Source organism: Vibrio sp. nBUS_14 (assembly GCF_051201655.1).
Taxonomy (GTDB): domain Bacteria; phylum Pseudomonadota; class Gammaproteobacteria; order Enterobacterales; family Vibrionaceae; genus Vibrio.
This window is the reverse complement of the sequence record NZ_CP179206.1, coordinates 3583215-3603150: the sequence shown is the minus strand read 5'-3', so window position 1 is coordinate 3603150 and position 19936 is coordinate 3583215. Positions and strand designations below refer to the sequence as shown.

Here is a 19936-nt window from a genome sequence, read left to right as displayed (position 1 = left end):
TTCTAGCTAAGGCCGGAGAGCAGCCAGTAATATTTGGTTCGTAGCACTTTGAGTATTGGTCACGTTCGAGAAGCCGAGCTGTTGTGCTCGTTCTGCTATGCGCTGGCTTGGGACAAGTAGTTGTCTTGTTGAAAGCCAAGCCAAATACTCATCAGGGGTAATTGAGCAGAGATACTCCAATTGCTCCTGACTAGTGATGACAACTTTGGACGTGTTTTTGTTTATCCATTTTTGATAGGTATTGTGGTCACTAATGGGAATATATTCTCTACGGTAGGTCTCACAATAAGAGACTTGTGCACCTCGATTGAGTAAAGAATCTCGAATGAGCTCACGCCCACCATTGCCCCGTAGTATCAAAATGGATTTATTATCTACGCCATTAAGTTCAGCAAGTTTAAGAAGATGTTCACTATCACTGACTTGAGGATAGTTTACTTTTTGTTTACAGACTTTGCTTAAAACGTGCGCAGTTTTTTGACCAACGCCAAGATAAAGCGGCGAAGTAGGCCAAATAGATGAGGTTTTCGAAAGAATACTTTGGGCAGCGGTCACGGCACGGTGACTGACTGCAATAATAATATCGCTGTTATTAAGCTGGGTGCTTAAATCCACTGAGTCTGGATTATCAACGATACGAATCAGCGGATGATGGATTGCTTGAATCCCTTCATCCGCTAGTTGTTGGCAAAGCGATTGTCCCTCTGAACCAGGACGAGTCACCAACACTGTCATAATTATTCTTGGTCTGCGTATAGCTTGGTTAAGATTTCTCTCGCACCGTCATCCAGCAGTTGATTTGCCAGAGTAACGCCAAGCGCTTCAGCATCTTTACGAGAGCCAGAGATCTCGCCGCGAACCATTTTAGAACCGTCTGGTTCACCGACAAGCGCACGCAACCAGATGTTGTCGCCGTCTAATAGTGAGTAGCTACCGATAGGAACCTGACAACCACCTTCCAGAGTTAGGTTCATTGCACGTTCGCATAGCACGCGATCGGCTGTATCTTTATGGTTCAGTGGTTCAAGAAGCTTAATCAGACGATCATCATCAAGACGACATTCAATACCAACAGCGCCCTGGCCTACAGCTGGTAGAGACTGTTCTGGTTCGATAAAGCTGCGGATACGCTCTTCCAATTCTAGACGCTTAAGACCAGCTGCAGCCAGTACGATCGCATCGTATTGACCGTCATCGAGTTTACCTAAACGAGTACCTACATTGCCGCGTAGCTCTTTGATGATTAAATCAGGGCGGTATTCCAGTAACTGACACTGACGACGTAGGCTACATGTACCCACGACAGCACCTTGTGGTAGCTCATTGATGTTGTTGTAAGTGTTTGATACGAAAGCATCACGAGGATCTTCGCGTTCACAAATCGTCACCAGACCTAGACCTTTTGGGAAGTCGACAGGCACATCTTTCATTGAGTGAACTGCAAGGTCAGCACGACCTTCTAGCATCGCCACTTCGAGTTCTTTAACGAACAGTCCTTTACCACCCACTTTAGCAAGCGGAGTGTCTAGGATGATGTCACCTTTGGTCACCATAGTTACCAACTCAACCTCTAAACCAGGGTGAGCAGCTTGCAGTGCATCCCTTACAAAGTATGCTTGCCAAAGGGCAAGAGGGCTTTTTCTGGTAGCGATACGGATTGGTGCTGAATTTGTCATGGTGTTTCCGATATAGGTTCTGTAATAGCCTAATCCTACCATTGTGAGACGGAAATTCTTACTGTTTGATCATTCCATGCTTTGATAGCTGAGAGATTTTCATGAGTTCACCAAAATAGTGTGATTGGTATCTCATTTGAAACATGGGCTATTATTAGAAATGGTCAATAAAGAGGACACTACAGCGCCGTGAGTTTAACTTTTTGTCATTGAGGAATAGGCCAGTATGACGGCTTCCTTTGCTTTACCATTAAGAGTAAAAGTGTTAAATTGATCACGTTTTGTTGCTGCTTTCGTTCAGTAACTAAACAGAAGTGCATTTAATCTCAAACCAAGGACTTACCTTGCAGGCTTACACTCAGACTTTGATTCAACGATTAGACAATCTAAATCAGCAGCGCATTGATCGTGCGTTGGCGTTGATGAATGTCCAAGGTCAGCGAGTTTTCAACCTTATCCCCGCACTGCTTCACTTCAATCATCCCATGATGCCTGGTTACTATGACCAACAAGTTCCTTTTGGAATTCGTAGCTTCACGCTTAATGAATTCCAAAAGCAATTTGTGTCTGACACCGAATTAACGCTTGGTGGCAAACTCACTGAGGCTGCTGAACCGGCAATTCTTGGTCTGTACACTATGGGTAGTACTTCCTCTATTGGTCAAAGCACCTCAAGTGATCTTGATATCTGGGTGTGTGTTTCTCCGGATATGGATGGCGCAGCTCGCGATAGCCTGACCAACAAATGTCTGCTTATTACTGATTGGGCGGAAACCTTAGGGGTTGAGGCAAATTTCTTCTTGATGGATGAACAGCGTTTTCGCTCGAATTATTCTGAAGAGATGACCGGTGATAACTGCGGTTCTTCACAGCACTTGTTGTTGCTTGATGAGTTTTATCGCTCTGCGGTTCGCTTGGCTGGCCAACGTTTGTTGTGGCAAATAATTCCGCCAGAAATGGAAGAGTGTTACGACGAGTATGTCCAAGGCTTGTGTCAGGATGGTTATCTTGATTGTTCGCAGTGGATCGATTTCGGCAAGTTGAATCGCATTCCTGCTGAAGAGTACTTTGGTTCAAACCTGTGGCAGCTTTATAAGAGTATCGACTCACCGTATAAATCGGTGTTGAAGGCGATCCTATTAGAAGCGTATTCATGGGAATACCCAAATACCCAATTGCTGAGTATTGATACCAAGCGTCGCTTCTTTGCCGATGAACCGGATCTGTATGGTATGGATAGCTACTATCTGATGCTAGAGAAGGTAACGCGCTATCTAGAACGCATTAATGACCACACTCGTTTGGATCTGGTGAGACGTTGTTTCTACCTTAAGACCCATGAGAAGTTGTCGCGTGAAGCGGGTATTGGCTCTGTAGCATGGCGTCGTGAAGCCTTAACTGAGATGACTAAATCTTGGAACTGGGGACAGGAAACCATTGCTGAGCTCGACAACCGCCGTAACTGGAAGGTTGAGCAGATTAAAGTGGTGCACCATGCGCTGCTTGATGCCTTGATGCTGAGCTACCGTAACCTGATTCAATTTGCGCGTCGCAACGACATCACTTCGGCTATCAGCCCACAAGATATCAGTATTTTGGCGCGTAAGCTTTATGCTGCGTTCGAGGTGTTGCCCGGCAAAGTGACGCTATTGAACCCACAAATATCCCCGGACCTGCATGAGCCAGACTTGAGCTTTATCGAAGTTCGTCAGGGTCAGTCTAACAAAGCCGGTTGGTATTTGTATAAACAGCCGCTGGTAGCGCATCGTATTCTTGGTCAGCCTTCACTAGAGCACCATGAGTACTTGAGTAAGCTGGTTGCTTGGTCATTCTTTAATGGCTTGATTACAGAATCGACGCGTTTGCACTCTGTGGTTCGTGATGCTCACATTGATATCGATAAGTTCTATCAAATGGTGAGTGACCTACGTAACACCTTCTCTTTACGTAAACGTCGTCCGAGTATGCAAGCACTGGCGAGCCCGTGTGAGATAAGCCAACTGGCGATGTTCATCAACTTTGAAAATGACCCGACGTCTGAATTAAGTGGTCGTGCATTGAAGGTTGATCTAAAGAACGTCAATATCTTCAGTTTTGGTGAAGAGGGTAAGAGTTTAGTCGGAAGTGTCGATCTGGTTTATCGTAACTCTTGGCATGAAGTGCGTACGCTTCATTTCCAAGGTGATACTGCGATGCTCGACGCGCTTAAGACGGTACTGGGTAAGATGCACCAAGATGCCTTACCGCCAGAATCGGTCGATGTTTTCTGTTATAGCAAAAACCTACGCGGTGTTATGCGTAACATGGTCTATCAACTGCTTGCTGAGTGTATCGACTTACGCTTGAAACCGATCGAACCAGAGAAACGTCGTCGCTTTAAAGCTATTCGCTTAGCCAACAAGATGTTTGGTCTATTCTTTGAACGTCGTGGTGTGTCGGTGCAGATGTTGGAAAACTCGGTCGATTTCTACCGTAGTATCTCAACCAATAAGCTGAAGGGCTCACCGTTACTGATGCTTGATAAAGAGCAAGAGTATCAACTGCCAGATGTGGTTGATGGCTTTGCCAGTGAAGGGTTAATTCAATTTTTCTTCGAAGATACCGACAAAGGTTTCAATATTTATGTATTGGACGAGTCGAATCAGGTTGAGGTGTATCAGCAGTACAGCGGTGAAAAAGATGAGATGATCGCGAGCGTAAATTCTTTCTACACGTCGGTAAAAGATGAGTCGAAGATGTCGTCTAAGTTGATTAACTTCAATCTCCCTCAGTACTATCAGATCGTGCACCCTGAAGAGGGTAACTCTTATGTTGTGCCTTACCGTAACGATGCGACGTTAGCTTCTCGGAGTTCAAAGATAGCTAACATCTAGTCTTATTAAGACTGATTGATATTAAAAAAGGAGTGATTGATTCACTCCTTTTTAGTTTTGCTTACAAATGATTAGACCCAATTGATCTCTTCACCTGCGTGCTTTACGCATTCTTCTTTTACCATCTCAAACAATTCCATGCCCGTCTTTGAGCATGTCCACTTGTCATCAATTAGCTTGAAGTGAAAGCCACCAGATTTAGACGCTAGCCAGATCTCACGCATTGGTTCTTGGCGGTTGATGATAATTTGGCTGCGGTTTTCAAACTCCAGCGTCATCACGTTACCAGTCACTTCGTAATCAACATCTGCCTCTGATTCATCGATAGCTTCTTCGATGTTTTGCATCTGTATATCGACCAGCTGATGAAATTCAGTATCGTTCATCCTTTCTATCCTATTGCTTTTCTTGAGTGTGGTGCGATTATAGGGGGCATTGAGTTAATAATCACGATATGCAAAATGAAAAAATTAATTACCGCTCTGTTTATGGTGTCCGTTATTGGACTTTCTGGTTGTGGTCAAACGGGTCCGTTGTACGATCCTGATGAAGTTCAGCAGACTGAACAATCACAATAAGTGAAACACGCAGAAATCGTTATTTATAAGGGATAAGAACTTTGGATTACTTCAACTATCAGGAAGATGGCCAGCTTTGGGCTGAGGACGTCGCACTTTCACAACTAGCAGAGCAATATGGTACACCGTTGTATGTATATTCTCGTGCCACATTAGAACGCCATTGGAATGCGTTTGATTCGTCGGTTGGCGAGCATCCACACTTGGTGTGTTATGCCGTTAAAGCTAACTCAAACCTTGGCGTGTTGAACACTTTGGCTCGCTTGGGCTCTGGTTTCGACATTGTATCTGGCGGTGAGCTAGAGCGTGTGGTTGCTGCCGGTGGCGATCCGGCGAAAGTTGTGTTCTCTGGTGTCGGTAAAACAGCCGCTGAAATGAAGCGTGCGCTTGAGTTGAACATTAAATGTTTCAACGTAGAGTCTGAGCCAGAACTAGAGCGACTGAATAAAGTTGCTGGTGAGCTTGGTGTTAAGGCGCCGATTTCACTGCGCATTAACCCAGATGTTGATGCGAACACTCACCCTTACATTTCTACGGGTCTGCGTGATAACAAATTCGGCATTGCTTTCGACCGTGCTCCTGCTGTTTATGCGTTTGCAAATACACTCGATAACTTGTCTATCCATGGTATTGATTGTCACATCGGTTCTCAGTTAACGGATATCGAACCTTTTATCGATGCAACTGACCGCCTGCTTGCACTGATCGATCAACTACGTGCTAATGACATCAACATCAAACATCTTGATGTCGGTGGCGGCTTGGGCGTGGTTTACCGCGATGAATTACCACCACAACCTTCAGACTACGCGAAAGCCTTGTTGGCTCGCCTAGATAATCATTCTGATCTAGAGCTGATTTTCGAGCCTGGAAGAGCGATTGCTGCTAACGCTGGTGTATTATTAACGAAAGTCGAGTTCCTTAAGCCTACTGAGCATAAGAACTTTGCCATCATAGATGCAGCAATGAACGATCTGATGCGCCCGGCACTTTACCAAGCTTGGCAGGATATTGTTCCTGTAAGCCCGCGTCAGGGTGAAGCCGTTACTTACGACTTGGTTGGTCCTATATGTGAGACGGGTGACTTCCTAGGTAAGGATCGTGACCTTGTTCTTGAAGAAGGCGATCTACTGGCCGTTCGTTCTGCAGGTGCTTATGGCTTCGCTATGTCATCTAACTACAACACTCGTTCGCGTGCGGCTGAAGTTATGGTTGATGGCGATAAAACTCACTTGGTTCGTCAGCGTGAAGAGCTTACGAGTCTGTGGGAACTTGAAAACATTCTTCCGGAGTAATTTTAAGCGTTATGCACTTCCACTTTTCTAAAATGCATGGTTTGGGCAATGATTTCATGGTCGTGGACTGCATTACTCAAAATATTTTCTTTTCTCCAGATTTGATCCGTCGTTTGGCGGATCGTCACACTGGTGTGGGTTTTGATCAGCTACTTGTGGTTGAGGCTCCCTATGATCCGGAAACTGACTTCCATTACCGCATATTCAATGCGGATGGCAGTGAAGTGGAGCAGTGTGGCAATGGCGCTCGTTGTTTTGCACGATTCGTTCGCATGAAAGGCTTAACGAATAAGTACAGCATCAACGTGAGCACCAAGAAAGGAAAAATGGTTCTCAAGATTGAAGACAATGACCAGATCACGGTGAACATGGGCATTCCTGAGTTCGAACCCGGCAAGATTCCATTCAAGGCGAAGCAGCCAGAGAAGACGTATATCCTGAGAACGGATGTACACACCTTGTTCTGTGGTGCTGTAAGCACGGGTAACCCGCATGTGGTTACCGTTGTTGATGACGTCGATACTGCCGATGTGGAGACCTTAGGTCCGCTTCTTGAATCACATGAACGTTTCCCAGAGCGTGTTAACGCTGGCTTTATGCAAGTGGTTAACCGTGAAGAGGTTCGCTTACGTGTTTATGAACGCGGCGCGGGTGAGACTCAGGCATGTGGTAGCGGCGCATGTGGCGCAGTTGCGGTTGGTATTACTCAAGGCTTACTGGCTGAGAATGTGAAAGTTCGTCTACCTGGCGGTGACTTACACATTAGCTGGCAAGGTCCGGATAAACCTCTGTTTATGACTGGCCCTGCAACGCATGTGTTTGATGGTCAACTTTCTTGCTAATAATGACTGATAACAAATAGATTCATAAAAATAAAGGATAGGTTTTGTCTTACGTTGAAGCCGACGCACTCACCGCAGAAGTGGTCGCGGAATATTTACGTGATAACCCAGACTTTTTTCAAGACAGAAGAAATCTGGTTGATCGCCTTGCTGTTAACAATGTTGAGCAGGGCGCGGTTTCTTTGGTTGAGGTTCAGCTTAAGCGTCAACGCCAGAGAATCGAAGAGTTAGAGGAAGAGATCACTGGTTTGATGTCACTGGCTGCGAATAACGACAAAACTTTTTATGAGTTTATGGATCTGCAAGCTCAGGTATTGAAATGCAGTGATTTCATGCAAGTTATTAAGGCGGTTGAACAAAAGGCGATTGAATTAGGTTTGAAAGCTCATATTCGCCTACTGTCTCCGTTGGGCTTTTTTCAGCTTAACGGAGAGCGTTATTCGAAGTTTTCATTGAACCATTTCAACGGTAAAGATGCTTATTTGGGGCGCTTGAGAAAAGCAGATAGACAAGATTTATTTGGTGATTTTCCAGTTACAGAGCTAGGCTCTTATGTAGTACTTCCGCTTGCTAAGCAGTCTCCATTGGGCTTGCTCGCCTTTTCTAGCGAAGATGGCGGACATTTCCAACCTCATATGGATACGCTATTTTTACGCCATTTAGCACTTGTTGTGTCTCATTTGGCGGACACCTTACCTTGGCAGATAAATAATGAGCCTAGAGCCCAAAATACCTCTTCCTAACAGCCTTCAAAAGCCACTTTCTCGCTTCTATGAATATCTCAGAAGCGAGAAGGGACTCAGCCTGCACACCCAACGTAATTACAAACAACAACTTGAAACTATGGCTTCTCATTTGGTCACACTTGGACTGAAAGATTGGGGCCAAGTAGACGCGGCGTGGGTAAGACAACTTGCCAGTAAAGGCATGCGTGAAGGAATGAAAGCGAGCAGTATCGCGACGCGCTTATCGTCACTACGCAGCTTCTTTGATTTCCTTGTGTTACGTGGCGAAATGACTGCAAATCCAGCCAAAGGGGTTTCTGCACCTCGCAAACAGCGTCCTTTACCTAAAAATCTCGATGTCGATGAAGTCGGACAGTTGCTTGACGTGAATGAAGACGATCCATTATCTATTCGTGATCGAGCGATGATGGAGGTGATGTATGGTGCAGGTTTACGTCTCGCTGAACTGGTTGGCATCAATCTTAAAGATGTGCTGGGCCGGCAAGGCGAAATCCGAGTGATTGGTAAGGGCGACAAAGAACGCAAAGCACCGTTTTCAGGACTGGCTAAAGAGTGGGTCGATAAATGGCTCAAAGTTCGCGGTGATCTTGCTTCTCCGGGAGAAAAGGCCCTGTTTGTGTCCAAGTTAGGGACCCGGATCTCTCATCGCAGTGTGCAAAAGCGCATGGAAGAGTGGGGTAAGAAGCAATCCGTCGCGAGTCATATTAGCCCGCATAAACTGCGTCACTCCTTTGCAACTCATGTGCTTGAATCGAGCCAGAATCTTCGTGCTGTCCAAGAGTTGTTGGGGCATGAAAACATCTCGACAACCCAAATTTATACTCACTTGGACTTCCAACATTTAGCTCAAGCGTACGATGAGGCTCACCCTCGAGCACGTAAGAAGAATAAAGATTAGATTAAAGGTTTTACTATGCGAATTTATCGAGGGTTGAAGCCCATCAAAGCCATGACCTTTGACTTGGATGACACCCTGTATGATAACTGGCCTGTGATCATGAAGGTAGAAAAAGAGATGGCGCAGTGGCTTTACCAAAAGCACCCAGTGTCGGCTTCTTTATCGCTTGAAGAGTGGCAGGGCATTAAGCAGCAAGTCGCCTCTGAAAACCCAGCTTTAAAGCATGATGTTACCGTTTGGCGTGAAACACAGATTAAGAGTGGCTTACTGCAGTTGGGCTACTCTCAGCAGCAAGCTGAACAGGCGGCTCGTGAGGGGATAGAACATACTTTGTGGTTGCGCAATCAAGTCGATGTTCCTCAAGAAACGCATCGAGTGATGGCAGAACTTAGCCAACGCATTCCTTTGGTTGCGATTACCAATGGCAATGTCGATCCACATAAAATTGGTTTAGGGCAGTATTTTCAACGAATTCTTAAAGCTGGCCCAAACGGTAGAGCAAAACCCTACCCAGATATGTTTGATAAAGCGCAGCAATACTTAGATGTTGATGCCATCAACATTCTTCATGTCGGCGATCATCTTAGAACGGATGTTTACGGAGCTAAGCAAAATGGTTTCCAAGCGTGCTGGTTTAATGACACTGGTTCCAATTTATACCTATCCTCGAAGGCGAGTGTGCTACCTGATGTTGAAATAGAGCAACTTAGCGATCTTATGCGACTAATTTAATGGCTACGGTAATCTATTGGGTCGCATTTATGATATTGAATTGTTACATTAGTCGTAATTAATTGCCTGTTTAGGCTAGGATAATTGGCGACTACTTTTTATCGATTCATTTCAATCATAGCAGTGGTTGCGGGTTTTCACTTCACTCGATTTTGAACAAGGGTTGGTATGCAAACATTTACATTTCTCGCAAATACTGAGGAATTATTTAGATCTCAATTTGAACAGCGAGAATGGTGTGACCGCAAGCAATACCTAATTCAACTCTTCTCAGCTCAATCACCCGATATTGCTCGACGCATTGCGAGTGTTGCTCTCAAGCATTTAGATCATTCCATATTGATAGGACAAAGTGCACGTCATGTTATTTGTGATAACAGCCTTGAAAGCGCGTGTACCTTAGTGATTATCAGCGAGTTTGATGAAACACATTTAACCTCTGCTGTGCAGCCTTTTACTGGCAATCCTAACCACGATAGCCAAGCTCTGGTAGCTCAATTATCTCTTTCCAAAGATACTAAAACAGTGATTAGCTTATGTGATCAGGTTGAAGGGCGCGATTATCCCATTTATGGTGCTTTTGAAAACCTGCCTTATACCTTGCCGGTGGCTGGTGGCCTATGCCATGAGAATGATTTTGGCCGTTGGGTTATGCATAACGAAGAGACCTATCAGCACGCCTGTGTTGCAGTTGCTTTGAGCAACCCCAGGTTAAAGGTTTGGTCGGATGCTTATTCTGAATGGAATCCTATCGGAATGAAGTTGAGAGTTACTCAAGCCGAGGGCAACCGTTTATATGCATTGAATGACAAGCCAGCCATTGATGTGTTCAAACATTACCTTGCTGACGGCAAAGACCTCCCATTCAGTCAATTGATGAGTTTCCCGCTTTATCGTGAGCTCGGAAGAAAGAAGGGGATCTCAACGCCTCTTCGTATCAATGACGATGGCAGTATTGAGTTTGATAGCCCTTGGCATATTGGAGAGGAAGCACAATTCTGTTATAACCACCCGTCTTTGACCGCAGAGAAAGTGCGTCATGGTGCCGAGGTGCTTGCGATGCATCAACCGGAATCGGTGATCATTTATAACTGTGTCTCTCGACTTGAATTCATCGACAGTAAGCTCGAACTAAAGCCATTTGAAGGCATTGTGAAGGCCAGCGGTGCTTACTGCATGGGTGAGCTATATCGCAATGAAGATCGTCAAGACATACTTCATCACAGCCTTACCTACATTGCGATGAGAGAGTCGGATGAAATTGATGAGTTTCGTTGTGATGATTTCCATTGTGATTCCACGGTATCACCACTGCTCAATTTAGTGAGAAATGCGGTTGCGGACTTAGACAGCATTAATACCCAGATGGAGAAGAAACTTCATCAACAGGCGCGTCGTATAACGGAGAGTTATCGGATTGACTCTCTTACTGAGCTACCTAACCGTATCGTACTAAAAGAACGACTCAACACGATTCTCTTTACTGAACATTTGTTGACTTTGAAATTGACTAATTTCCATGAGGTGAATGACAAGTATGGATATCAAGTTGGCGATAAATTACTCTTAGATCTCTCCAATCACCTCGTAGAGCGTTTGCAGCTTCGTGTAGTTAAGAGATCTAAGATCAAAGTTGAACTATTTAGTATTGGGGTTGGTGAATGGGCGATTATCTTCAATGCCAGTGCAGGAGGAGCGAAGATAAAGGAGCGCTTCGTCGAATTTGCAGATGAAGTTGAACGTATTAACTTCGAACCGTATGGCTTAACCGATATTGACTACCTTTCGGTATCTCTGTGTGGCGGTTTTGCCAGTCGCTGTGACTTTTTGACTGATAATGGTGATGAAATCCTTCTAAAAGCGATTGAAGCACGACGTTATGGTGTGCGTAACAACACCCACATAACTAACGCCAAAGATATTCTGGTGAGTGAAGAAGAGCGTAAAGAGCGGATTGGTTGGCTGAGCTGTGTAAGCCGAGCAATCTTAGATCAGAATATCATTACCTACTCGCAGCCGATTGTTGAGGCGAGAACACATGAGCTGATTGGTCAAGAATGTTTGGTGAGAATAATGGAAGCTGATGGAACGATTGTGCCACCAGGTAAGTTCTTACCTATCATTGCCGACACGCACCTTTACACTCGCCTTAGCCGACACATGATTAAGAACACCATAGGTTATATGGCGGATAAGCAGAGTCCGTTCTCGATCAACCTGTCTCCACAAGACCTATTGAGCGATAAGACGCTAGAGATTCTCGAGGCTGCGATTAGTGGAATGAACGATCCCACTCGGCTTGGCTTAGAAGTTCTAGAGTCTGAGCAGATCAAAGATTACGGTCGTATGATTGAAGTGTGTGATCACTTCCGCTCCCTTGGGGCGAGAATCATTGTTGATGATTTTGGTGCAGGTTATTCCAATATTGATGAAATCATCAAGCTCGAGCCGCAGATCATCAAGCTCGATGGCAGCTTGATTCGCAACATAGACAAAGATCAAAAGCAAAGAAATATTGCTTCTCAGCTTGTTCGTTTGTGCCAAGTGTTTAATGCTAAAACGGTCGCTGAATTTGTTCATAACCAACAGGTTTGTGAGATAGCGGAGCAAATGGGTGTCGATTACCTGCAAGGCTATTATTTTGGCGAGCCTAAGCGATTGTTTTAGTTATTAAAGTTCGTAAAACTCTTTCACTCCTTACTTTGAAAGTGCTCAGCCACCATTAATGACTGTTTTTTTAGTGAAAGGAATGATGTTTAACTAACGTCACATTATTTATAAGACGATAGTAAGTATTCCGTGCAAGCCTTATCTACAACAAGCACAATAACAAATCATTAACACAACGATTAATGTGAATATGCAGTCGACCTCTCTCCTGATACAAGACATAGAGCAAACCCAACGTGAATTGGAAAAGATAGATTTTCATACACATGAAAGCCTAATGATTCAGGTGTTTTCGTCTTTCGAGAAAGGTTTGGTTTTGGCTGCCTGCCAAGTAATTCAATCGACTTTCCCCAACGCACAGCTCATTGGTTGTAGTGCGAATCATTACATTAGCCAAGCTGTCATTTTACATCAAGGCTTGTTCCTTATTGTTACTCGCTTCGACAGCACCTCATTTTCTTGTGGTGTTGTAGAGTATAGCGAGCAGCCACTACTTGATAGCCAATCGATGTGGGAACAGTTGGGGTGTAATGCTCAGACTCAAAATATTATCTGTTTTGCCGATCGCTTGCAGATAAATAACCGAGCCTTGTTTGCTGCGTTTGAACAATCTAGATACTCGCTGCCTATTTGTGGAGGCGCATCGACCATTACCGACAGTGGACGGTGGGTTATGCTGAACGGCAATTGCTACGAAAATGCCTACGTAATGTTGGCCTTACACAGCTCTGAGCTAGCAGTAACCAAAGGCTATTACACCGAATGGAACCCTATTGGCCGCACCTTCCGTGTCACGGGTGCTCAAGATAATCGGTTGGCTGAATTGGATGGTATGCCTGTTCTCGATCTTTATAATCGCTACCTTGCTGATGGCCTCGAAGTGCCTTTCGAGCAACTGCATAATTTCCCCTTGATGGTCGGTGACCCGAAAGAGCAAAACATTCACTTGCCACTCAAGGTGAGAGAATGTGGAGAGATAGAATTTAGTGGTCATTTTCAGATTGGTGATGAGGTCAGGTTTTGTTACGACCATCCTTCACTGACCCTGGAGCAGATCCGACTCGGTGTTCAACAGATTGCCTCTCATAAACCGGAGCAGTTTTTTATCTACAACTGCACCTCTCGTATCGATTTTATTGATGGTAACCAAGAAATAGAAGTCTTCCAGAAGCTCACAGACACCTATGGTGTGTACTGCATGGGAGAACTTTATCAAGAGCGTGGCCAACAAAGAATCCTGCATCATAGCCTCACGTATCTCGCGCTTAGAGAAGGTGAAGGCAAGGCTGTACAGACATTAGAGACACAACCCGCGACCAATATATCGCCTCTGTTTTCATTGATTCGAAATGCACTGCTTGATGTTGATGACATGAACAACAGCATGGCGAGTAAGATTCAGCAACAAGCGACCGCATTAACGGCGAGCTACCGAATCGATCGTCGCACTGGGCTACCCAATAGAAGTGTACTGCGTGAGAAGCTGTCACAAATGAGCTCTGACAGTCATTTGTTGGCTTTGAAGATCACCACATTTGGTCAAATCAATGAGAAGTATGGTTATCGAGTAGGTGACAAACTTCTGCATGATCTGAGTGATTACTTTCAGAAAGCGCTGTGGCAGTTTTTTGATGAGGGTTGCCAGCTCTACAGTATTGGTATTGGTGAGTGGGCGGTGGTGTTTGATAGTTGGGCCAGCCAAGAACACATTCATCAGCGTTTCTCTGAATTTTCAGACCAAACCGAGCATGTCAATTTTGAGCCGATGGGGCTACCCGATATCGATTATCTTTCGGTTTCAATTTGTGCGGGTATCGCGAGTCGTCGAGATTTTCCTGCGACCTCGACTGATGACTTGTTACTGAAAGCGATTGAAGCTCGACGCAGTGCGGTGAGCCAGAATAAACATCTGGTGAGTGCCAAGACGTTAATTCAACTCGAGAAGCATCGCCAAGAGCAACTCGGCTGGCTGTCGTGTGTGAGCCGCGCAGTGCTCAATCAAAATATTGTTGCGTGCTCTCAACCTATTGTATCGGCGCATAGCCACCAGGTAGAAAGCTATGAGTGCTTAGTTCGAATTGAAGAGGACGGTCAGTTGATTGCGCCGGGTAAGTTCTTACCGATCATTGAGGGAACTCATCTCTATACGCGTTTAAGTCGCCAGATGATAACGCGCACCTTTGATTTTATGAGTCAGAGAACCGATTCGTTCTCAATTAACTTGGCGCCGCAAGATTTCAGCAATGAGAAAACCATTCTTCACCTTGAACAAGCCATCAAAAAAATCAGTCACCCACAGCGTATTGGTTTAGAAGTGTTGGAAACCGAGCAAATTCAGGATTACGGTCGCTTGATCGAGGTGTGTAATCACTTCCGAGATCTTGGTGTGAATATTATTGTCGATGACTTTGGTTCAGGCTATTCGAACATTGATGAGATCTTGAAGCTGGAACCACAAGTGATAAAGCTTGATGGCAGTTTAATTAGCAATATCGATAAGGATAGAAAGCAACGCAAAATAGCCCGACAGCTGGTGAGCTTATGTCAGATTCTGAATGCTAAGACGGTGGCGGAGTTCGTACATAATGAACAGGTGTGTCGTATTGCAGAAGACATGGGGGTCGATTACCTGCAAGGGTATTACTTTGGTCAACCTCAGCGTTTGTTTTGATGGATCGAGAGTTTCACGTGAAACACTGGTTGGTTCAATAACGAATGTACAATGTAAAAAGGGTGAGCTTATGGATCACCCTTTTTGTTTTTAGTATCGGTCCCGTCCTGAAATGTGCATATTACTTTCCCGCGCACCTGCTTGATCTATTTGAGGGCGTGGCCACATTTGTCGGCGTGGAATACTTTTAGATACTGTTGGTAGTAGTCATCAAGGAGCTTGGCAGGTTCGCTTTCACCTAAAGATTTGAGTAACTCAATACCCACTTCGCAAGTACACAGATGGCCACTGTCTTGATTGCGGCGCAAGGTGTAAGAGGATTCGCTGGTGATGTCGAGGTGAACTTGTGGGACAGCTTGTAACCACGAGCTCTTGTTAAGCATCTTCTTCGCTTCTTGCCATGTGCCATCCAAGATAATGAATAGCGGTTTTCGACTCATGGCTTGGGTCATCACTGCTTGCTGACACTCGATGCTTTGATCACTCGGGAATAAAAGAAACGGTTGTCGTGTTTCATCTTTAAGCAGCGCCATTAGCTCTGCTGGTGGTGTTTTCCTTTGCCACACAATGGACCGACACTGCTCAAGGGATTGCTGAAGCAACTTTCCGGTGTTGGTGTCTCGCAACAGTTCATTCTCATGAGTCAGCAGTACAAGATCAGTTTGGCTTTCAACATTTGGTATACGATGACAAATACATTGATGAGTGAAGCCACAACCACCGCAAGCTTGTTGATTACTCATGGTTATAGCTTAACTCCGCTTTGTGCTGGAGATACGCCATCAGCAAACAAAACCACGTCGCTGATATCAGTATCATCTGCTACTGGAGCAACGCTTGGGTTTAGTGGGTAGCTAACACCGGTGTAAGACAGTGTGTGCTTCGCAGGTGTTGCTCCGCCGCCGCTAACATTGAAGATCAGATCCTGCCAGCCATGATTTTGTGACTTGCCTAAGCGTATATCGCCCTTAACCAGTGTCACGCGGCTATTGAAGCGCCAGTTGTCTTGGCTGTTTTCAAAGATAAGCAAGGTACAGCCACCCGAGCCACACCAGTCCAGTTGAGCAAACAATTCTTCCTTACCATCACCGTTCAGATCGTAGGTTAGCCAGCGGTACTGAGTATTGTCTGGTGAGGTGTTATTGGTCTTAAAATACTCACGGATCGCTTGGTCGACGTTTTGATCAAGTTGATCATGCGAGTTTACCTGCTTTGCGGTTAGATCAACCTTGGTGGTCGTATTCACTTGTGCCTGTTCACTCTTGGCTTCAAATAGCACTAGACCGCCATTGGCAATAGGGTAGACAACATTGCCCACTTTTTCCTTCTCTGCGACCAGTTTGCCGTTATCGAGTGTAAAGATGCGTTCTGATATTAGATATTGCTGCTGGTGGCGAGTCATCACTACTTGAACTTGATTTTGGTTGAGCTGTTGCCAAAAGCCTTGCTCAACAATGGAAGGATCGCCATTGTTGTACGAGTAAGTCGTCATAGCGCTGTGGTCATCGTTGAGTTCTAGGTTGATAGAGAAGCCAGTGTTCTGCGTTGAGCTTGCGAAGTAGATTCCACTCCAGTCGAGAGTTGGGTCTTGATTGGCCACCATTGCACAGCCATTGTAACTGCTGTCATTGAGATTAAGTTTGGCGTGCCAGCCATAGATAGAGTCACTCATGCTATCGCTACAGCGCTCTTTTTTAAGATTTAACTCACCTTGTGTCTGGTTACCTTTAAGCTGGTAGTCGCGGGTGCTTGGTGTGGTGCGGCTAGATTCGATATTGAGGCGCTGAGGTTCTTCGCCCATCTTAGTGTATTTGAGTTGGTCTTTATCGAAGGTTGCTGACCAGTATGGTTCATTACCAAAAGCGCGTGTTGCGCGAAGTGGTTGGTCATAACGAACAGGGTTCTCTGACGTTAGCACATTGACTTGGTCAACGACGAAGCGTGCGATGAAATCGGCATTGTATCCCGTTTGGCTCGGTACGGTGAGATGGCCGATAAGCTCGCCGTATAAGGCTTGATAAGGTCTGGTTGCCAGCCCTTGTGCTTCTAGCGCTAACTCGGGTGATAAATCTAACCAGTATTGTTGTTGGCTGCCGCAAGGCGTGAAAGTTCGGCTTTCATGACCAACCACAACCTGACCACGCATGATGAAGGTTTGCGGTTGAATGCTCAGTGGTTCATCTAAGATTGCTGGTGGTAATTCAGGTTGTTGCGGCGTATCTGGTACCGTTACACAGCCTTGTAAAGCGAATGCGACTAGCCATGTCACTGGGTTTTTCATTACCTTCATGTTATATCTTCCTCGGAGCAACCGTTAATTGGATTTATTATGGCATATTGGTTATTTAAAACAGAACCCGACACCTTCTCTATTCAGACTCTTAGAGTGCAAAAAACCTCTTGTTGGGAGGGTGTTCGCAACTATCAGGCTCGAAACATGATGCGTGATGACGTCAAGTTTGGCGATCTGGTGATGATATACCATTCATCATGCAAAAAAGTTGGCGTAGCAGGGATCGCAAAGGTAACCAGAGAAGCCTACCCAGACCATTTTCAATTCGATCCCGAGAGTGATTACTATGATGCCAAGTCTTCACCCGATAACCCTCGCTGGATTATGGTTGATGTCGAGTTTGTGCGAGTGACTGAGCGCTTGATCCCTCTGGCAACGCTTAAAGCTATACCTGAGCTCGCAGAAATGCCGCTGGTTAAACGAGGCAACCGCTTATCCATCATGCCTGTTACCGAACAGGAGTGGCAGGCGATATTAGGAAAAGAAGTACTCGGCTCTCGTTAGCGTTAGAGGAAGCTTTTAGCGTAAGGTTCAAAAAAGGCAGCCATTGGCTGCCTTTTTATTTATTCAGATTTTTTTGACTAGATTAAAGCAGGTGCTTTTCTAAGTAGTGCGCAACTGCATCGTCGGCGTTGCTGCCAATCACTTCATTATCAGGCAGTGCTTTAAGTACTTTTTCATGGGATGTACCCATCACTAAGCCTTTACCTGCCATTGATAATAGTTCGACATCGTTCATGCCATCACCAAAAGCAATACAGTTTTCTAGCTCAAGGTCGATAGATTGAGCCACGGCTTGTAGCGCATCGCCTTTAGATACTTCTGCAGCCATCACTTCCAAGCACCAAGGTGTTGAGAAAGCGGCATTCAATTTTTCACCAAACAGAGCATTGAGCTCATCTTCAAAAGGAACAAGGTGTTCATGTGATTTATTTGGGTGAGTACAGAAGATTTTAGCAATGCCTTCACTCGGTGCGTTATCTGCATCGTACAGTCCGTATGTGAAACCTGTTTGATCGTGAAACTTTTTCATTGTTTCGTCATCACGATTCAGTAACCACTCATCGTTCATATAGATATGGATGAAGATTTCAGGGTCTTTCTTAAACACATCCACAACACTTTGCACTAATTCGGCAGGGATGTTCTTGGCATACATTAGATTGTCGTCTTGGTCATGCACGCGAGCACCATTCGAGGTGATCATGTAAGCAGGAATGCCCGTTTGCTTACGAATACCGGCAACATCAACATGGTGACGACCTGTTGCGAAGATAAAGGTATAACCTTGTTCGTGTAACTTCGTGAGTGTTTGCTTGGTAAAATCGCTTAACTGATGGTTGGGAGCCAAAAGCGTACCATCTAGATCAGAGGCAACAATTTTCACGGAATCTTTGAGTGCAGGAATAGTCATTTAACCCTCATTGCAAAATGCTTAACCAATATCGACACCAACCAATGTCAGTGCCCTTTGAAATACAATATCTTTATCTAGAAATTGTATGCCAAATTCATGCAAGAAAAGAGGGCAAAGCTCACTAACTTCTCTTCCTCTTTAGCGCTTATTTTGTTATTCGTTACTTTCTATTGGTGTGCGAGCGTTAAACAAAAAACTGGTTAATAGCATCCAGTGTTTGATTGCGATACTCATCCTTCTCAAACAACACCTCATGTCTAGACCCTTCAATGGCCTTAAACTGGCTGGCTGAGTTGGTTTTCTTCAGCTTATTGATGAACTTCATTTGAGCATCGTTACTCACAATCTTCTCTTCTCCAGCCTGAATCAATAGCAGAGGGATTTTGATTTGACGAGTTTGCTGGATTGCCTGCTTGGCCGCCATTAATCCTTGCCATACCCAGCGTGTGCTTGGTCCACCCACCTGCAAAGAGGGTGACTCGTCATACAGGCGACGGAACCATTGGTAACGAATTTTGCTGTGGCTTAATAAATTATTTTCGAAGGGCTTCGAGTAATACGCTTGTTGGCCTGGGGCATAAGTCGGCTTGGCATAGCAAGCCGTGAGTACTTGCCCAACAACTATCGCGATGGGCTTGAAGTACCATTCAGTATTGATCCCAAACATGGGTGCGCACAGCGTGACTTTGTCAAATGGGTGGTCGGGGTGAGTTTGCAGGTAGCGAGTGGCTATCGTGCTGCCCATTGAGTGAGCGAGTAGATAACGATTGGAATATCGGTTGAGGTCAAAACTGGCAATGATGTCGGACATATCTGACGCATAATCATCAAACTCATGAATGTGACCGATGTCAGAGTCTGTTACCATACGTTCCGACAGGCCTTGACCTTGGTGGTCAAATGAATAAACGTCATAGCCTTGTTGATAGAAGTCATAAAAGAGTTCTTGGTATTTCAAGCAACACTCGATGCGACCATTTGAAATTACAATGGCTTTGGTGTGCTTCGGTGAGGTTAGGCTACACCAGTACAGCTTCTTTTTACCAGATGATGTGACATACCCATCTTTTCGTTGTTGCCAAAGGGCAGGGATCGGGTGTTTAATCGCTTGCTCGAACTCAGGTTCTTGCGTGTACGAAAACAGGGCGGCACTGTGGTTTTCCATGGGAAACTACCTGAACTGATGCATGTGAGAGCGTTAGCGCTACTAATGTTGTTAGATTAAAGAACTAGTAAGGAAATGCA

Annotated in this window: 17 protein-coding genes; 10 read left to right on the top strand and 7 right to left on the bottom strand. The window is 45.1% G+C overall.

Features of this window, described 5'->3' with window-relative positions; all coding sequences use genetic code 11:
• Positions 1-6: 6 nt before the first annotated feature.
• Positions 7-735 (bottom strand): uroporphyrinogen-III synthase, encoded by a 729-nt coding sequence (locus ACMAZD_RS16985; protein WP_435248026.1) that lies wholly within the window; start codon positions 733-735, stop codon positions 7-9.
• 2 nt (positions 736-737) lie between these two features.
• Entirely contained in the window at positions 738-1676 is a 939-nt protein-coding gene (gene hemC / locus ACMAZD_RS16980) for a hydroxymethylbilane synthase (protein WP_435248025.1), read from the bottom strand.
• A gap of 344 nt (positions 1677-2020) precedes the next feature.
• Between hemC and ACMAZD_RS16975 the strand changes: the two genes are divergently transcribed.
• The gene (locus tag ACMAZD_RS16975) at positions 2021-4549 is read left to right on the top strand and encodes a class I adenylate cyclase (protein WP_435248024.1); all 2529 of its coding nucleotides are present in this window, start codon (positions 2021-2023) and stop codon (positions 4547-4549) included.
• A gap of 71 nt (positions 4550-4620) precedes the next feature.
• On the opposite strand, the gene cyaY is transcribed toward ACMAZD_RS16975, so the two are convergent.
• A complete protein-coding gene (cyaY, locus tag ACMAZD_RS16970) occupies positions 4621-4935 on the bottom strand; it encodes an iron donor protein CyaY (protein ID WP_010438796.1) in 315 nt (104 codons plus the stop codon).
• 75 nt (positions 4936-5010) lie between these two features.
• On the opposite strand from cyaY, the gene lptM reads away from it, so the two are divergent.
• The 8 genes from lptM to ACMAZD_RS16930 all read left to right on the top strand — a co-directional run bounded on the left by lptM (position 5011) and on the right by ACMAZD_RS16930 (position 14981).
• On the top strand, positions 5011-5127 hold the full coding sequence (gene lptM, locus ACMAZD_RS16965) for an LPS translocon maturation chaperone LptM (RefSeq protein WP_407829960.1): 117 nt from the start codon (positions 5011-5013) through the stop codon (positions 5125-5127).
• A 41-nt stretch (positions 5128-5168) separates the two neighbouring features.
• Positions 5169-6422 carry a diaminopimelate decarboxylase gene (gene lysA / locus ACMAZD_RS16960; protein WP_435248023.1) on the top strand — a complete coding sequence of 418 codons (1254 nt, stop codon included), beginning with the start codon at positions 5169-5171 and terminating at the stop codon, positions 6420-6422.
• 11 nt (positions 6423-6433) lie between these two features.
• Complete coding sequence (gene dapF / locus ACMAZD_RS16955) at positions 6434-7264, top strand: diaminopimelate epimerase (protein ID WP_435248022.1); 831 nt, start codon at positions 6434-6436, stop codon at positions 7262-7264.
• A gap of 44 nt (positions 7265-7308) precedes the next feature.
• Positions 7309-8007: a DUF484 family protein gene (locus tag ACMAZD_RS16950; protein WP_435248021.1), complete on the top strand. Its 699-nt coding sequence runs from the start codon at positions 7309-7311 to the stop codon at positions 8005-8007.
• The gene (gene xerC / locus ACMAZD_RS16945) at positions 7976-8908 is read left to right on the top strand and encodes a tyrosine recombinase XerC (protein ID WP_372283252.1); all 933 of its coding nucleotides are present in this window, start codon (positions 7976-7978) and stop codon (positions 8906-8908) included. Before ACMAZD_RS16950 ends, xerC begins: the two co-directional genes overlap by 32 nt.
• 15 nt (positions 8909-8923) lie before the next feature.
• Positions 8924-9640 carry a 5-amino-6-(5-phospho-D-ribitylamino)uracil phosphatase YigB gene (yigB, locus tag ACMAZD_RS16940; RefSeq protein ID WP_435248020.1) on the top strand — a complete coding sequence of 239 codons (717 nt, stop codon included), beginning with the start codon at positions 8924-8926 and terminating at the stop codon, positions 9638-9640.
• Positions 9641-9808: 168 nt separating this feature from the next.
• Positions 9809-12307, top strand: a complete 2499-nt coding sequence (locus ACMAZD_RS16935) for a bifunctional diguanylate cyclase/phosphodiesterase (protein WP_435248019.1) — start codon at positions 9809-9811, stop codon at positions 12305-12307.
• Positions 12308-12500: 193 nt separating this feature from the next.
• Positions 12501-14981, top strand: a complete 2481-nt coding sequence (locus ACMAZD_RS16930; protein ID WP_435248018.1) for a bifunctional diguanylate cyclase/phosphodiesterase — start codon at positions 12501-12503, stop codon at positions 14979-14981.
• Positions 14982-15127: 146 nt separating this feature from the next.
• On the opposite strand, the gene ACMAZD_RS16925 is transcribed toward ACMAZD_RS16930, so the two are convergent.
• Both ACMAZD_RS16925 and ACMAZD_RS16920 read right to left on the bottom strand, forming a co-directional pair.
• Positions 15128-15724, bottom strand: a complete 597-nt coding sequence (locus ACMAZD_RS16925) for a tRNA-uridine aminocarboxypropyltransferase (protein ID WP_435248017.1) — start codon at positions 15722-15724, stop codon at positions 15128-15130.
• Positions 15725-15726: 2 nt separating this feature from the next.
• Positions 15727-17271, bottom strand: coding sequence for a COG3650 family protein (locus ACMAZD_RS16920; RefSeq protein ID WP_435248016.1), 1545 nt, complete (start codon positions 17269-17271; stop codon positions 15727-15729).
• Positions 17272-17310: 39 nt separating this feature from the next.
• On the opposite strand from ACMAZD_RS16920, the gene ACMAZD_RS16915 reads away from it, so the two are divergent.
• Positions 17311-17778, top strand: coding sequence for an EVE domain-containing protein (locus ACMAZD_RS16915; protein WP_435248015.1), 468 nt, complete (start codon positions 17311-17313; stop codon positions 17776-17778).
• Positions 17779-17860: 82 nt separating this feature from the next.
• Here ACMAZD_RS16915 and ACMAZD_RS16910 read toward each other — a convergent pair whose 3' ends face one another.
• Both ACMAZD_RS16910 and ACMAZD_RS16905 read right to left on the bottom strand, forming a co-directional pair.
• Positions 17861-18688, bottom strand: coding sequence for a Cof-type HAD-IIB family hydrolase (locus tag ACMAZD_RS16910; protein ID WP_435248014.1), 828 nt, complete (start codon positions 18686-18688; stop codon positions 17861-17863).
• A 187-nt stretch (positions 18689-18875) separates the two neighbouring features.
• Positions 18876-19856: an alpha/beta fold hydrolase gene (locus ACMAZD_RS16905; RefSeq protein WP_435248013.1), complete on the bottom strand. Its 981-nt coding sequence runs from the start codon at positions 19854-19856 to the stop codon at positions 18876-18878.
• Between the last annotated feature and the right edge of the window lie 80 nt (positions 19857-19936).

Bases quoted from the DNA above. Each gene is read 5' to 3' on its own strand.
- ACMAZD_RS16985 (WP_435248026.1), bottom strand. From the start codon at position 735: ATGACAGTGTTGGTGACTCGTCCTGGTTCAGAGGGACAATCGCTTTGC.
- hemC (WP_435248025.1), bottom strand. From the start codon at position 1,676: ATGACAAATTCAGCACCAATCCGTATCGCTACCAGAAAAAGCCCTCTT.
- cyaY (WP_010438796.1), bottom strand. From the start codon at position 4,935: ATGAACGATACTGAATTTCATCAGCTGGTCGATATACAGATGCAAAAC.
- lptM (WP_407829960.1), top strand. From the start codon at position 5,011: ATGAAAAAATTAATTACCGCTCTGTTTATGGTGTCCGTTATTGGACTT.
- dapF (WP_435248022.1), top strand. From the start codon at position 6,434: ATGCACTTCCACTTTTCTAAAATGCATGGTTTGGGCAATGATTTCATG.
- xerC (WP_372283252.1), top strand. From the start codon at position 7,976: ATGAGCCTAGAGCCCAAAATACCTCTTCCTAACAGCCTTCAAAAGCCA.
- yigB (WP_435248020.1), top strand. From the start codon at position 8,924: ATGCGAATTTATCGAGGGTTGAAGCCCATCAAAGCCATGACCTTTGAC.
- ACMAZD_RS16935 (WP_435248019.1), top strand. From the start codon at position 9,809: ATGCAAACATTTACATTTCTCGCAAATACTGAGGAATTATTTAGATCT.
- ACMAZD_RS16930 (WP_435248018.1), top strand. From the start codon at position 12,501: ATGCAGTCGACCTCTCTCCTGATACAAGACATAGAGCAAACCCAACGT.
- ACMAZD_RS16925 (WP_435248017.1), bottom strand. From the start codon at position 15,724: ATGAGTAATCAACAAGCTTGCGGTGGTTGTGGCTTCACTCATCAATGT.
- ACMAZD_RS16920 (WP_435248016.1), bottom strand. From the start codon at position 17,271: ATGAAGGTAATGAAAAACCCAGTGACATGGCTAGTCGCATTCGCTTTA.
- ACMAZD_RS16915 (WP_435248015.1), top strand. From the start codon at position 17,311: ATGGCATATTGGTTATTTAAAACAGAACCCGACACCTTCTCTATTCAG.
- ACMAZD_RS16910 (WP_435248014.1), bottom strand. From the start codon at position 18,688: ATGACTATTCCTGCACTCAAAGATTCCGTGAAAATTGTTGCCTCTGAT.
- ACMAZD_RS16905 (WP_435248013.1), bottom strand. From the start codon at position 19,856: ATGGAAAACCACAGTGCCGCCCTGTTTTCGTACACGCAAGAACCTGAG.